The 14,826-nt window shown below is 67.6% G+C and carries 9 protein-coding genes; 6 read left to right on the forward strand and 3 right to left on the reverse strand.

Features of this window, described 5'->3' with window-relative positions:
* The first annotated feature begins 1 nt into the window (after position 1).
* The 5 genes from EZM81_RS00590 (at position 2) to EZM81_RS00610 (ending at position 6,112) form a co-directional block, all read left to right on the forward strand.
* Entirely contained in the window at positions 2 to 1,408 is a 1,407-nt protein-coding gene (locus tag EZM81_RS00590) for a YdiU family protein (protein WP_136644407.1), read from the forward strand.
* Between the two features lie 99 nt (positions 1,409 to 1,507).
* A complete protein-coding gene (locus tag EZM81_RS00595) occupies positions 1,508 to 2,065 on the forward strand; it encodes a helix-turn-helix domain-containing protein (protein ID WP_248298087.1) in 558 nt (185 codons plus the stop codon).
* A 151-nt stretch (positions 2,066 to 2,216) separates the two neighbouring features.
* Positions 2,217 to 3,410, forward strand: coding sequence for a glycine C-acetyltransferase (locus EZM81_RS00600; protein WP_136644409.1), 1,194 nt, complete (start codon positions 2,217 to 2,219; stop codon positions 3,408 to 3,410).
* A complete protein-coding gene (gene tdh, locus EZM81_RS00605; protein WP_169052264.1) occupies positions 3,407 to 4,450 on the forward strand; it encodes an L-threonine 3-dehydrogenase in 1,044 nt (347 codons plus the stop codon). The genes EZM81_RS00600 and tdh overlap by 4 nt, the downstream gene beginning before the upstream one ends.
* 249 nt (positions 4,451 to 4,699) lie before the next feature.
* Positions 4,700 to 6,112: a mannose-1-phosphate guanylyltransferase/mannose-6-phosphate isomerase gene (locus EZM81_RS00610; RefSeq protein WP_136644671.1), complete on the forward strand. Its 1,413-nt coding sequence runs from the start codon at positions 4,700 to 4,702 to the stop codon at positions 6,110 to 6,112.
* Positions 6,113 to 6,168: 56 nt separating this feature from the next.
* On the opposite strand, the gene EZM81_RS00615 is transcribed toward EZM81_RS00610, so the two are convergent.
* Positions 6,169 to 7,764 carry a divergent polysaccharide deacetylase family protein gene (locus EZM81_RS00615; RefSeq protein WP_136644410.1) on the reverse strand — a complete coding sequence of 532 codons (1,596 nt, stop codon included), beginning with the start codon at positions 7,762 to 7,764 and terminating at the stop codon, positions 6,169 to 6,171.
* 499 nt (positions 7,765 to 8,263) lie between these two features.
* Between EZM81_RS00615 and EZM81_RS00620 the strand changes: the two genes are divergently transcribed.
* Positions 8,264 to 8,803: a hypothetical protein gene (locus EZM81_RS00620; protein WP_135447261.1), complete on the forward strand. Its 540-nt coding sequence runs from the start codon at positions 8,264 to 8,266 to the stop codon at positions 8,801 to 8,803.
* Between the two features lie 15 nt (positions 8,804 to 8,818).
* On the opposite strand, the gene EZM81_RS00625 is transcribed toward EZM81_RS00620, so the two are convergent.
* Both EZM81_RS00625 and EZM81_RS00630 read right to left on the reverse strand, forming a co-directional pair.
* A complete protein-coding gene (locus EZM81_RS00625; protein ID WP_136644411.1) occupies positions 8,819 to 12,157 on the reverse strand; it encodes a glycosyltransferase in 3,339 nt (1,112 codons plus the stop codon).
* Positions 12,158 to 12,285: 128 nt separating this feature from the next.
* Entirely contained in the window at positions 12,286 to 14,796 is a 2,511-nt protein-coding gene (locus EZM81_RS00630; protein WP_136644412.1) for a DUF3131 domain-containing protein, read from the reverse strand.
* Positions 14,797 to 14,826: the final 30 nt, after the last annotated feature.

Here is a 14,826-nt window from a genome sequence, read left to right on the forward strand (position 1 = left end):
CATGACCATAATCTTCGACCATTCCTATGCACGCGACCTGCCCGGGACCTATCTGCGGGTCACGCCGGACCCGGCGCCCGCGCCACGCCTGCTGATCCTGAACGAGGCCCTTGCCCGTGATCTTGGTCTCGACCTCGATCCGGGGCAGGCAGAAGCCTGGTTTTCCGGCGCGGCGCTGCCGCCCGGTGCAGATCCCATCGCCCAGGCCTACGCGGGCCACCAGTTCGGCGGCTTTTCCCCCCAGCTTGGCGATGGTCGCGCGCACCTTCTTGGCGAAGTCATCTCTCCCGACGGGCGCCGATTCGACATCCAGCTGAAGGGATCCGGCCGCACCCCGTTTTCCCGCGGCGGCGACGGCAAGGCTGCGGTCGGGCCAATGCTGCGCGAATACCTGATTTCGGAATTCATGGCCGCCGTGGGTGTGCCCACCACCCGGTCGCTGGCCGTGGTTGCCACGGGCGAAGAGATCTGGCGCGAGACGAAGCTGCCTGGCGCCGTCCTTGCCCGGGTGGCAGCCAGCCATCTGCGCGTCGGCACGTTCCAGTTCTTCGCCGCACGCGGTGACCAGGCACGCGTCAGGGCCTTGGCCGATCATGCCATAGCCCGACACTATCCCGACATTGCGCAGGCCGACCGGCCGGCGCTTGCTCTGCTGGATGCGGTGATCGCGGCCCAGGCAAGGCTGGTCGCGGAATGGATGGGCCTGGGCTTCGTGCATGGGGTGATGAACACCGACAACATGGCGATTTCCGGCGAAACCATCGACTATGGCCCCTGCGCCTTCATGGAAGGGTATGCGCCGGGCACGGTATTCTCGTCCATCGACCATCAGGGCCGCTATGCCTATGCCAATCAGCCTCTGATCCTGGGCTGGAACCTCGCACGCCTGGCCGAGACGCTGGTGCCGTTGATCGACCCCGATCAGGATCGCGCGATCGAGATCGCCAATGACCGGTTGTCCGGCATAGCCGGCCGCTACCGGGCGGAATGGCTTTCCGTGATGCGGCGGAAGCTGGGTCTGGTCGGCGAGGAAGCCGGGGATGCCGCACTGGCGGACGACCTGTTGGCCGCACTGGCGGGGGCTGACTGGACGCTGACCTTTCGCCGCCTCGCCGACGAAGCGGCACTGCGCCCGCTGTTCGATGATTTCCGAACGATGGAGGCCTGGCTGCCGCGCTGGCGCGCCCGGGCGGGCGAGGGGGCAGCCGAGCGGCTTGCAAGGGCCAACCCTGCGGTCATACCGCGCAACCACAAGGTCGAAGAGGCGCTGGCCGCGGCCACGGCCGGAGACATGGCGCCGTTCCATGCGCTGCTGGCCGCCGTGCAGCACCCCTTCGTCGAGGCCGAGCCCTACATGCTGCCCGCGCCCTCGGGTTTCGGCAGCTACATCACCTATTGCGGCACCTGAGCCCGCCGGTTGGCCGCGTCTGTGCGGCGCGCGAAGTGTCCCTCTGGGATGCGGCGGCCCGGTGATTGACGCCCGCGCCAAGGCCCGCCACCATGGATCATGATGGCTGACCGCTCCGACATCCACGACCGACTGGCTGCATCCCTGCGCGCCGCGCGTAAGGCGCGAGGCCTGTCGCTGGATGCCATCGCGAAGCTTTCGGGCGTCAGCCGGTCGATGGTCAGCCAGATCGAGCGGGGCGAATCCTCGCCCACTGTTGCCACGCTTTGGGCGCTCACCCAAGCCTTGCAGCTGGATTTTGCCGGTCTGCTGGAAGGGCGCCCCGCACCGGGGATCGAAGTCACCCGCGCAGGCACCACCCCGGTGATCCAGCGCAGCGGCGTCACGATCCGCATCCTGTCGGCGCCGGAAAGCGTCGGCCGCCACGAAGTCTATGATCTGACCTTCGCACCGGCTGCGCGTCTGCTATCGGAGTCCCATTCTCCCGGATGCCGGGAACACCTGACGGTTCTGGAGGGTCGGCTCTCGGTGCGGTCGGGCGATGCGGTCGAAACGCTGGGTGCCGGCGATGTGGCCCGCTATCCGGCCGACCGACCGCACGAGATCGCGGCGGAGGACGCAGCGGCCCGCGCCATCCTGATCGTGCAGGACAGTTGACCCGCAGGAGCGGGGGTCATACCCCCGCGCCCCCGCGGGATATTTGGGCAGAGAGGAAGATGGAAGATTCCGTCATTACGGATACGATTCCGGCATGTTGACATGGGCCGGGCGCCCTGTCAGCATCCGGCAAGTTGGAAGGGGATCTGGCATGACGGACAAGGCCGCCTTTCTTGCCCATATCACGGCGACGCTGGCCGGGATCGAGGCCGAGGGTCTGATGAAACATGAGAGGCCGATCTCGGGCGCGCAGGGCACGCGCGTGATGATGGAGGGGCGCGAGGTGCTGAACCTCTGTGCCAACAACTATCTGGGTCTTGCCGACGATCCCCGTCTGATCGCTGCGGCAAAGGCCGCGATGGACAGCCACGGCTACGGCATGGCCTCGGTCCGCTTCATCTGCGGCACCCAGGATCTGCATCGCAGGCTGGAGGCCCGGCTTGCCGGTTATCTGGGGCAGGAGGATGCCATTCTTTTCGCCGCCTGTTTCGATGCGAACGGCGGGCTTTTCGAACCGCTGCTCGGTCCCGAGGATGCGGTGATCTCGGACAGCCTGAACCATGCCAGCATCATCGACGGCATAAGGCTCTGCAAGGCGCGGCGCTACCGCTATGCAAATGCCGAAATGAACGAGCTGGAGACGCGCCTGCGCGAGGCCCGTGAAAACGGGGCGCGCTTCGTCCTGATCGCGACCGACGGCGTCTTTTCGATGGACGGCTATTTCGCGCCCCTTCCCGAAATCCGGGAACTGGCCGACCGCTATGGCGCGCTGGTCATGGTTGACGACTGCCACGCGACCGGCTTTGTCGGCCCGCAGGGACGCGGCACCCCGGCGCGCGCGGGGGTGACGGTGGATCTGCTGACCGGAACGCTGGGCAAGGCGTTGGGGGGTGCGCTGGGGGGATACATCGCCGGACCTCAGCCGGTGATCGACCTCTTGCGCCAGCGCGCACGGCCCTACCTGTTCTCGAATGCCCTGCCACCGGCGGTGGTGGGCGCGGCTCTGGCGGCCATCGACATCGTCGAGGCGGCGGACGACCTGCGCGCGCGCCTGGCCGAGAACGCCGCCTACTGGCGCGCAGGGCTGACGGCGGCGGGCTTCACCCTTTTGCCCGGCGACCACCCGATCATCCCGGTCATGCTGGGCGAGGCGAGACTCGCGCAAGGAATGGCCGCCGACCTTGCCACCCGCGGCGTCCATGTCGCGCCCTTCTTCTTCCCGGTCGTGCCCAAGGGCCAGGCCCGCATCCGCACCCAGATGAACGCGGCGCTGACCCGGGCAGACCTCGACTTCGCGCTTGACGCCTTCACCGCCGCCGGGAAAGCCACGGGAGTGCTGAAATGACGAATGCAATGAAGGCTCTGGTCAAGGCCCGCCCCGAGCCCGGCCTCTGGATGGAAACACGGCCCGTCCCGGAAATCGGCCCCGACGACGTGCTCATCAAGATCCACAAGACCGGCATCTGCGGCACCGACATCCATATCTGGAACTGGGACGACTGGGCGCAAAGGACCATCCCGGTGCCGCTGGTGACGGGCCACGAATTCGCCGGCGTCATCGTGGACAAGGGCCGCAACGTCGAAGGGCTGGAGATCGGGCAACGCTGTTCGGGCGAAGGCCACCTGATCGGCAAGACCTCGCGGCAAAGCCGGTCGGGCAGGTTCCACCTCGACCCTGAAACCCGCGGCATCGGCGTCAACGAACCCGGCGCCTTCGCAGAATACCTGCGCCTGCCTGCCTTCAACGTCGTCCCCCTGCCGGACGCCATCGAAGACGAGATCGGCGCGATCCTCGATCCCTTGGGCAACGCCGTCCATACCGCGCTTTCCTTCGATGTGATCGGCGAGGACGTGCTGATAACCGGCGCAGGCCCCATCGGCATCATGGCCGCCGCCGTCGCCCGGCATGTGGGCGCGCGGCATGTGGTGATCACCGACATCAACCAGGCCCGCCTGGACCTTGCCGCACAGGTCGCCGACGTGGTGCCGGTCAACGTCGCCACCACCGAGCTGAAATCGGTCTATGCCAGCCTGCACATGACGCAGGGCTTCGATGTGGGGATGGAGATGTCGGGCAGCCAGCAGGCCCTCGACCAGATGGTCGAGCACATGGTGATGGGCGGGCGCATCGCCATGCTGGGCATCCCGCCCGGCAAATCCCCGGTGGACTGGTCGCGGATCGTATTCAAGGCCATCACCATCAAGGGCGTCTATGGCCGCGAGATCTTCGAGACCTGGTACAAGATGATCGCCATGCTGGAGAACGGGCTGGACATCCGTCGCGTCATCACCCACCGCTTTCCGGTTGACCGCTTCGAGGAAGGTTTCGCAGCCATGCGGTCAGGCCTGTCGGGCAAGGTGGTGCTGGACTGGGACTGGGGCTGATGCGCCCCGTCAGCGGCATCGACCAAGGCGCCGGCGATCGGGACGTTGACCTTCAGGGCCGCGCCATGGTGAAGGGCCGGTGACAGACACGGACAGGCCTTTGAAAGACCGCGGAAAGATCGCCGCGTCTTTACCATTTGGTAACCGTCTCGTCACCAGTCTGGGACATGGCAGACGGATGAGGCTGACGTGGACGGAAGCATCAGCGAAGTGCGTGCGGCGCCGGCGGGCGGCAGGTTGGGGGCCGGACTGATCACGCCGGTGCTGCTGGCTGGCGGGTCGGGAACGCGGCTCTGGCCGGTCTCTCGCGCGCGGTTTCCCAAGCAGTTTGCCGCCCTTGTCGGCGAGGAAAGCCTGTTCCAGGCTTCGGCTCGGCGTTTCGATGCGCCGGGGTTCACCGCGCCTTTGGTCGTCACGGCAGAAGAGTTCCGCTTCATCGCCGCCGAACAGCTGGATCGGGCGGGCGTTCCCGCCCAGGGCCTGATCCTGGAACCCTTCCCCAGGAATACCGCAGGCGCCGCGCTGGCCGCGGCCCTGTATCTTTCGCGGGGCGGGCCTGAGGGCCTGATCCTTGTGGTACCGTCCGACCAGCTGATCCCCGACGCGGCAGCCTTTCGTGCGGCCGTCGAACTGGGCGTTCCCGCCGCGAGCGATGGCAGGATCGTCACCTTCGGCATCACTCCGACGCGGGCCGAAACCGGCTATGGCTGGCTGGAATGCGGCGAGCCAAGCCATCCGGGGGTGGAGACCCTCGTCCGTTTCATCGAAAAGCCGGCGGCCGCTCTTGCCGGCCGCCTGCTGGCCAATCCCCGATGCCTTTGGAATTCGGGGCTGTTTCTGGTGCGCGCCGATGTGCTGCTGGGCGCGGCAGCGCGGCATGTGCCCGAGTTGCTCGCCGCGGCACGGGAGGCTGTCACCGAGGCCTCGGCCGACCTTGGCTTCATCCGTCTGTCTGCGGGGCCCTGGTCACGTGTTGCGGACATCTCCATCGATCATGCGATCATGGAAAGGGTGTCGAACCTGTCGGTGGTGCGCCATGACGGCGGATGGGCCGACCTGGGCTCGTGGGCGGCGGTCCTTGAACAGGCGCCTCGCGACCGCACGGGAACGGCGCTGCAGGGTCATGCGACTGCGGTGGAGTGCGAGAATACCCTGCTGCGTTCCGACAGCGACGGGATAGAGCTTGTCGGGATCGGCCTGAAGAACGTGGTCGCCGTGGCCACCCGCGACGCGGTTCTTGTGGCCGATATCGGGTGTTCCCAGGCGGTCAGGCTTGCCGTCGAGACACTGCGTGCGCGCGCAGTCCCGCAGGCAACTGCCTTTGCCCGCGAGCTGCGGCCTTGGGGCTGGTATGAAACGATCGGTGCGGGCGAACGCTTTCAGGTCAAGCGGATCCATGTCCATCCGGGCGCCGCGCTGTCGCTGCAATCCCATCTGCACCGGTCGGAACACTGGGTCGTGGTGCAGGGCACCGCACGGGTGACTGTAGGCGACAGGGTCTGCCTGGTCAGTGAGAACCAGTCGATCTACGTCCCCCTGGGCGAAGTTCACCGGCTGGAAAATCCCGGACGGGTGCCGATGGTCCTGATCGAGGTACAGACCGGCAGCTATCTGGGCGAAGACGACATCGTTCGCTACGAGGACCGCTACGCCCGTGAGTGAACGGCTGGGCAGGACAGATCGGGCAGGGCCGGAAGCCAGGCCGCCGTCCGACCCTGTCAGTCCACCGCAAGTACAGCCGTCAGGGGCGCCATCGCCACGGTTGCGCCACGCCCTTCGACCGACCATTCCAGCAATGCCGCGACCGTCTCGGGCAATGCCTCGCCTGCGACGACGACGCGGCCATCCTGCCCCGCCTTGAACACGGCCCGGTCGAGAATTCGGCGGATCGCGGTCCGGTCGTTCCCCGCAGATGTCAGGTCGCGGAACACGACTGCGGCGGGAACATCGTCGCGCCGGGCGACCTGATCGGCGGCGTTCAGCCCGTGGTCCCAGGTCAGAAGGCCGCGCCCTTGCGCCCCGATCACGGGCACGACCAGGCTTGCCAGCGGGCGCCGCTGCTGGAACACCGGCTGCGCCAGATCCATCACGGCGACGGCTTCCGGCAGACCCTGCTCCATCGACTGGAACGCCACCTCGATGTCCGCGGCGGTGGCCCCCTCGGCTATGCCGGTGGCCAGCATCACCACCTCCTTGCCCGCCGCACGATAGATCGCGGCACGTTCGGGCGTTCGCGGGTCGAGCGGGTCGAGCGCGAAGGTCAGCGGCATGGGCAGAGCGGCCAGCGCGGCGCGGTCCAGATCGTCGCGGCCCGAGTCGATCAGCACCACCGACATCAGCGGCCGGCCGTCCGGGTTCTCGAACGTGGCAGCAAAGCGCATGATCGGCCGGTCGTCGCCAGGGTTTTCTGCCATACCGGCTGCACCCGCCCCCGCTTCGCCCGCACCTGCTTCGACGGGCGGGGGATCGCCAACCTGCGGCAGGCGGCGCACGATCACGCCCTCGGCCCCGCTGCCAAGGCCCGGCGCAGGCCTGAGCGTCGGGGCCTCGGGCAGTTCGGCCACCTCCGGCAAGGGGGCGTCCTGTTTTGGCTCGATCAGCCTTTCGGGCTGCTCGCCGGGCATTTCGGCCATCTCGTCCTGATCCGAAGCGGGAATCGGCGCGGCCGAGGCCACGGGGGGTACGGTTTCCGCAGGAGTGTCCGCAGTGGCTGCTTCAGAGGTGGCTCCGGCATCGGGCAGGGGCTTGGCCACCTTGTCCTGCGCGGCAATCACGGTGTCGGTGTCCAGTTGGGGCAGCCCCAGCGGTGCCGATGGCAGCGTCGGCTGGACGACCTCTGCCAGGCCTTTGGCCTGCGGGCCGGGCTCAAGCTGATTTTCCTCGGTGTTCGGCACCCCCGGCGCAATATCGGCGCCGGACAGGGAGGGCCCGGCTTCGGCCTGCGGCTGGGGGGCAGCAGGCGGCTTGGCTTCGGCTGCCGTGTCCTGACCCGTCGGCTCGGGGGCCACTGCGGCGGCAACGGCGGTGTCGGTCGTCACCGGCGCTGCCACGGCATCGGTCTTGGTTCCGGCTTCCGGCAGCGGAGCGGCTGCGGGCGCGGGTTCGGGGGCGGGTTCCGGCGTGGGCGTCGGCACAGGTTCCTGGGGCGACTGGGCGGGTGTTTCCGGGGCCGGTTCGGGCACGGCAGGCTGTGACGCGGGCGCGGGCTCTGTTGGGGCGGGTGTCTGCGGCGGAAACAGGACGGATCCCACCATCAGCCCGCCGACCACCAGCACCCCGCCGGTCAATGCGCCCATTAGGAACCTGCCGTTCACTGCCGCCTCCGTCGTTGCGCCTCTGCCGTCCGGGAACCGGGCTGCTCCGAAGCCGGCTTGCGGAAGCCTGGCCGCCGGTTGGCCGGCCGACGCTCTTGCATCTGTCTGTGGCACTATAACGTGCCTCCTGGCAGGCGACACCCGGTTTTTGCGCCACTGTCAACAAGTTGGCCGGAAGTTGCGCCCGGGCCATCCCCGCGCACCGAGGTGCGATCCGCCCGATCGGCAACAAGAGGCCGACTGCCCGCGCAGGGATTTGTCCTGCCTTGCTGTGTCGGCTAGGGCTGATGCACCCGCGAAGAACAAGGGGCAGTCGGGCAGTACCGAACCACGTCGGCCCTTGGGCCAATCCTGACGCCATGCGGGCATGGAAAGGCCACAATTCTCGCGCAGATTGCGCGCGAGCGTTGTGGTCAGGCGCGGGGTTTCGACCATCGATCCCCGGAAGATACGGGTTTCAAAGGCCTGTCCGCGCAATGCCCGGACGGAAGGAGGCAAGGTGCAGACTCTCAACGCGTTCCTCGTCGCCCTGCGGATGATGGAATCCGGCGGTGACTATCAGGCCGTAAACACGCTGAATTTTCTGGGGGCTTACCAGTTCGGCGAAGCGGCGCTGATCGACCTTGGCTATGTCCGCCACGACGGCGACCCCTATGACAACAATTTCTCTGGTGGATGGACCGGAAAGAACGGCATCGACTCGAAGCAGGAATTCCTGTCCAACCGGGCCGTGCAGGACAAGGCGGCCGAGGCTTGGGTCAAGCTGATGTGGCACTATATCGAGGCGGAGAACCTGCACCGCCATGCCTGGACAGAGGTAGGCGGGGTCGAGCTGACCCCCAGCGGCATGCTGGCGGCAACACACCTTCTGGGGACCTATGCGCTTCAGGAATACATCCAGACCGGTGGAAAGGCCGATCTGCGCGATCCCTATGGCATGCCGATCACCAGCTACATGAAGCGGATGGCCCACGTCGAGGTGCCCTTCGGGCCGAAACAGCGGCGCACGGCTTCATCCAGTGCGGGGTCGGGCGGCTGATCTGCCGACGCGGTCTCAGTCGGCGCTTTCCGTTGCCCGCTGACCAGCGGCCCGCAGGCGGGTGCCAGTCCGGTCGATCTTGTACCAGCCGGTCGGATGACCGGTGACTGCGCGGAACAGGCCGCGGATCGCGGTGATGTATAGCAGTTGCCGGTAGCCAAAGCGCAGCAGCGGGATCAGGAACAGCGTCTTCCATTCCCAGCGTCGTTCGAACCAGAAGGCGGTCAGCGTGCGCAGAACCTCGATCCCGGTCATGATGAAATAACTTGTGAACAGAAGGATCGGTAACGACCCGCCCGGCAGAGCCTCGCGCAGGACGATGGAATATACGGCAGTGCCGACAACGGTGACCAGCAGGATGTCATCGAGCAGGGCCAAGAGCAGCGACACCGGGCCGAACCAGATCGAATCGACCACCGAAAAGCCCACCGGCAGGCCCGAGGGGATGACTCCGCGATGTTTCCAGCTGACTTGCAGCATTCCGAGCTGCCAGCGCAGCCGCTGGCGCAGGAAGGCACGCACGGTGACCGGGACTTCGGTGATCGAGCGGGCACGCTCTTCGAAGCGGACGCGATAGCCCGCGCGATGGACGGCCACGGTCAGGTCGGCATCTTCGGTGATCGTCTCGCCGGAAAAGCCGCCGCCGGCGCGCACCGCCTGCGTCCGCCAGGCCCCGACCGCACCGGGCACCACCAGGATGCCGTCGAAGAACTCGTGTGCCCGGCGCAGCACATTCTGCGTTACCATGTATTCCTGATGCTGGAAGTCGGTCAGCAGGTTTACGCGGTTGCCGACCTCGACCAGCCCGGCAACTGCGCCGACACGTTCATCCTTGAAAGGCTGCACCAGCCACCGGATCGTATCGGGCAGGAAGATCGAGTCGGCATCGGCCGCAATGAAGATCGGCGTGTCGATGTGGGCAAGCGCCAGATTGGCCGCGTGCCATTTTCCGGCATTCTCTTCGCGCAGAAGATGCAGGCGCGGATGATCGGCCACCAGCTGCCGCACAACGTCGAATGTATGGTCGGTCGATCCGTCATCCACGATGAAGACCTGGAAATCCGGGTAGTCGGACCGCATGACCGATGCGACGCAGGCGGCAATGACCTTTTCCTCGTTGAAGGCGGGAATGATGACAGCGACGGGGGGCGTGAAGTCCGGGTCGATTCCGGGGTTCCGCCGACGGATCAGCGACAGGAAGATGTAGATCAGCGAGAACGCGGCCGAAATCACCAGCATAACGAAGAACAGGACCGTCACCCCGTTCATCAGAAAGTTGGCCAGCGAGAAGGCAAGGCCGTCGCCCGGCTTCGGTTCGGGCAGGGCTGCGGCCGTAGGGAGCGTGCCATCTGCCCGTGCGGCCATGTCCGGGGCGAGAAACAGGAATCCGTCGGCGATCAGCCGTGACAGAAGTTTCGGCAGCGCAGCCAGCTGGTCGGGGCCGGATTCGCGCAGGTCCAGGGTCACGACCTGGGTCTGATCGAAGCCACCCTCACGCAGGATGCGGTCGGTGAATTCGTCCGGGTCGATCGGGCCAAAGGGCGCATCGAAACTGGAGCGGATGGGGATGAGCCCGCGCTCCAGCAGATCCGCTTCGGCCACAAAGGCATCGCGGCTGAAGTGTGGCGGGCCGGCGCCGGGGCGCAGCAGCACCAGCCGCGCGGGCTGACCGAATGTTTCCGTAAGGTAGAGCTGGGCGAAGTTCAGCAACATCCGCGCCGCGATACGGGATTCCTCGCGGTCGGGCAGGGGGGGCAGAAGGCGCAGGCCAAGAACATGCCCTGCAGCCACAAGCTTGCGTGCCGAGGCACCGCGCAACAGCAACATTCGCAGGTCGGCAAAGAAGGCAGCCTTCACCCCGCTTTGCGAAAGTGTTTCCAGAAGCCCATCAACATCGCCCAGGCTTGGCAGGCCGTCGAAGGCCAGGACTAGCCCGCCCTGCACCTGGACCCCGCGTCGAAGCACGCGGTTGGGCAGGGGCAGGGGGGCGTAATCCTGCGCCGTGATCCGCAAGGCTGAGGCATCCGCCGCGACCCGCCGCTCGCCCGGCACGGCGGGTAGGATGGCACCGACGGCCGGGCCACCGGTTTCCGTCAGGACCTGATGCGACAGATCCACCGGGCCTGTCAGACGCTCGGCAGGTCCGCGCCCCGCAGGGTCAGGCTGAAGCAGTGACCACAGGGCCGGATCCTCATAGCCCAAGGGCCAGATTGCAACGCTCTGGTCCTGGGCCAACCCGGCCAGCTGGTTGGCGGCAGTGGCCGCGTCGAGAAGCCAGATGTCGTTAACCCGGCGGCCGGAATCAAGGTAGCGGATCGCCGTTGCCCCCCGGGCCGGGTCGAAGCGTGGAGAGAGGTCCGCACGGTCGGCACGGGCGAGGGCCTCGGCAAAGCTGATCCGCTGGCTTCGCGCCTGCCCGCTTTGCCAGGACTGACCGAAGCTTCCCAGCGCCACAACCAGTTTCGGCCCGGGAACCAGCGCCTTAACCTCAGCCATTTTCACGTTGAACCAGTCCGGCGGGGCTGGCGCCACCAGAGGCGAGGACGTTTCGCGGAAGGCCTTTACCACCGCAAGGTCCAGCAGATTGACAAGCCGGGCGTCGCGCCAGAACCCCGCTTCGGGCCCCGCGATCAGGCACAGCGCGGGCGGCAATTGCCCCGGTCGCCCGGCGGCCAGCGACAGACGCGACAGGGCCTCGCGCAGAAGGCGCGGGTCCAGATCGGGATGCGCGGTCAGGTCGATGCAAAGGCCTGGCAGCGGCTGTTCGCGCAGGAAGCCGGCCAGTTCCTCTGTCATCCGGTCCAGCGCCGGTCCGTCTGACAGCAGGTGCGCCAGTTCGTCCGTGCGGGTGCTGGCGGTGATCTGCGCCACGGTCAGGGCCGACCCGCCGGGCATCCCCATCTGATCGGCAAGGTCTTGCAGCGCGCGGTTGCGCCCAGCCCATAGCGGCACCACCGCGCCATTCGGTGCGCCCAGCAGGAAGGCATCAGCCAGAACCCGGTCCAGCCGGTCGCACCGGCTGCGCAGCCCGGTCAGCGCGGTGTTGTCGGCCGCAGGCAGATAGCCCAGGACCAGCCGCTGCCGCCCCCCTACTGTCTCGGGTCTGCGTTCGCAGGGTCGGGCGACATTCGCTTGCAGGGTAATGAAGGCATCGGGGGGGCGGGCCGTTCCCTCGGGCTGGGCTGCCGCGGTGTTCAGAGGCAGGTCGATCAGCAGACGGCGCCCCAGATCCCAAAGCCAGACCACCGTCATAACGGCCAGCACGGCAAGCAGCACGACCACCACCTTGCCGCGGATGCCGCTTCGATCCTCGAATACGTGATCCGGTTCTTCTTCTTCCGGGATCCTTGTCAAACGCCTGCTTCTTTCGCTTTGTCGCCCAGCGGGCCCCGGGTCGTCATAACCGGCGGCAGCGGCATGACAAGGGCCGAACCGTGCCGAGCCTGCCGCAGTCGGGGCAGGTATGTGGCCCGGTCAGGATCCTATGCATGGCGCAACGCATGCCCGATCGCCGTCAGGATCACGCCGTTGGTGTTCAGATCGGTGTAGTCCCGCATGGCCTCCATCGTCCGGGTGAATACCCCGACCGAAAAGCCCAGGCCTTCGATCCGTGTCCTGTCCCGCATTACCTCAAGCAGCCGGTCGCACCAGTCATGCGCGCGCACCGCGCCCCAGAGATAGGCGGACTTGGTGCTGAGAAGCTCGGCCTTCGCGCGGAATTCCGGCGTGTCGTATTGTGCGGCGCCGCCGAGGCCCCGCACGACCCAGGCTGCATCGCCCAGATGCCCGAACCGAAGGCCCTGATAGGAAAACCAGGGTGGAAAGTTCAATGGCGCCTCGGAGGCGCATTTGAACTGGCCGGTCGACTCCCACCAGTCGAGTTGCGCGTCGAACAGCACCTCTGCGATCAGGGCGGAATCGCGGTCGGCCCCAAGCTCGATGATCTCCAGCAGCACCGGCTCGACGCCGACCTGACCGATGGCGGCCACGTCGTAAAGGAAGGCGATGTCGCGATCGGACTGCGTGCCGCCCGCAAGCCCCGGATAGGGCGAGACGAGGGTAAAGCCCCAGGCCGCCATGCCGCGGCGGCTGTAGGGGGTGCAATGCGACTGGGTGGTGTCGATCCACCGGCCCTGAAGGTGGCTGCGCGGCCGACCCTCCGGCAGGGCCACTGCAAGATCCCAACCCGCAACCACCGCTTCTGCGGCCGCGCGATCCAGCAACCCCGCTTCGACCACGTGGTCGAGCGCGATCAGGAAACGGCCCGCGTCGCAGACATCGAAGCCGGGCGCGACCACGCTGCCGGTGTCGGTGCGGAACATGGCGGGTGGCAGGCGCGCGCCCTCGACCTCGCCGATGGGCAGGTTCGCCACAAGCAGCCGGATGCGGTCCCTTGCGTCGTCACGGCCGATCAGACCCAGCTCATGCGCAGCACGGATGCCGTGCAACTGGCTGGCCAGATCCCACAGCGTGGCCTCGCGGTTGATGACCATGGCGGAACCGCCCCGCACCGTACCGGCGCACATGCCGGTCCTGGCATCTGTGAACCGCTCGATGTAGCTCCAGGCGAGCCGTGCGTCTGCCAGAAGGCCGGAGCGCGCGGCGGCATCGGGGGAGGGCGGGCGTAGCGGGTCGGTCACCTTGCGTCGGCGCACGGACCACAGTCGTGCCAGCACCGGCTCGGTTTCGACCAGGTGGGCGGCAAGGCCCGGGATGGTGTGGAAATAGGCCTCGCCCGACAGCGCCGCATCGACAAGGCGCTGGACAAGTTGTGTGCGGCGCACCGGCTGAGCCACATCCGCTGGTCGGATGAGGATGACATGGTCTTCCAGCGGCGAAAGGTCCAGCACCCCGTCCAGCCCGGGTGCCGATAACTGGCGCGGGGTCAGCCGCAGCCGGCCATCGGGGTCGATGCCCTGCACGGGCCAGACGGCGGGAGCGGAACCCACATGCACGGCGACGGGATCCGCACCGCCCGGTGCGGGCAGGTCGCCGTCGCGCTGGCAGGCGGGCGGTGGCAGGGCGGGCGCCGCGGCGGCCGGGGCGCAGAACAGCACGGTCCCGGGAAGTTCGCCGTAGGTCTCGGCCTGGCCGGTCAGCGTCAGCGGCACGCCCTGGCCGGCCAGCTCGCGGACAAAGGCAAGGATTGCATCGTCTTCCTCGAGGGTGGTCCCCGCTTCGACCAGCAGCGCCAGGTCGATCGGCAGAGGCCGGCCTTCGTATAGCCGAAGCTGCGCCGGGCTGGCCATGTGGATGCGTCCCGCAGCATTGGAAGCCGCCAGGAGTGCGGCCACCTCGCTGGCCCGCGCCACCGGATCTGCGGCCCCCTCAAGCGACAGCGACAGCAGCAGATCGCCGCCCCCGGACAGGGCCTGCGCCAGCCGGGTCGGCAGGCCGGGCGCATCAAGCGCCGTCCACAGCCCGCCTGTTCCGACCAGTTCCCCGCGCCCGGCCACAACCATCGACACCGGGCCGTCTGCGGCCCGCAGGTGGATGCGGAACCCCGCCCCGCGAAAGGCGGTGTGGTCGATGTTCGGATCCTCTCCGCGGTCGATCAAGGTGACCACAGGGAAGGCGCGGTCGCCTGCCGGACCATCGCGGAACGCACCCACCACCGCCTCACGCAGCTGTCCGGCCCGGCGCAATTGGAAATAGCGCTCAGTCCGCGGAAGCTTGCCGATGGGCAGGGCCAGGTCGAACAGCCCGGGATCGCGCAGCGCAAGGCGCGCCAGCAGGTCGCAGAGCTGCCGGCCACCGGCCTCGAGAGCGGTCAGTGCGACCAGATCGGCCACGCAGGTCACGGGCAGACCGGCCGACAGGAAGGTGGCAACGGTTGATTCCAGCCTGTCCGGGTCCGTCCCTGGTCCGATCCCGTCCAGCAGCAGCGACACCTGCGCGGCGCGGGCCTGACCACGCAGCACGCCGGGCAGGGCAAGACCCGGCAACGCGGCAGCGCCGCCCTGCATGACGTGACGACGGGTCAGCCGCATCATCGGCAGCCCCCGTTTCCGCCCCTGTTCCGA

The organism is Tabrizicola sp. YIM 78059 (genome assembly GCF_004959785.1).
Taxonomy (GTDB): Bacteria; Pseudomonadota; Alphaproteobacteria; order Rhodobacterales; family Rhodobacteraceae; genus Tabrizicola; species Tabrizicola caldifontis.

Excerpts from the sequence above, each read along its gene's own strand:
- EZM81_RS00590 (WP_136644407.1), top strand. The coding sequence starts at position 2 with ATGACCATAATCTTCGACCATTCCTATGCACGCGACCTGCCCGGGACC.
- EZM81_RS00595 (WP_248298087.1), top strand. The coding sequence starts at position 1,508 with ATGATGGCTGACCGCTCCGACATCCACGACCGACTGGCTGCATCCCTG.
- EZM81_RS00600 (WP_136644409.1), top strand. The coding sequence starts at position 2,217 with ATGACGGACAAGGCCGCCTTTCTTGCCCATATCACGGCGACGCTGGCC.
- tdh (WP_169052264.1), top strand. The coding sequence starts at position 3,407 with ATGACGAATGCAATGAAGGCTCTGGTCAAGGCCCGCCCCGAGCCCGGC.
- EZM81_RS00630 (WP_136644412.1), bottom strand. The coding sequence starts at position 14,796 with ATGATGCGGCTGACCCGTCGTCACGTCATGCAGGGCGGCGCTGCCGCG.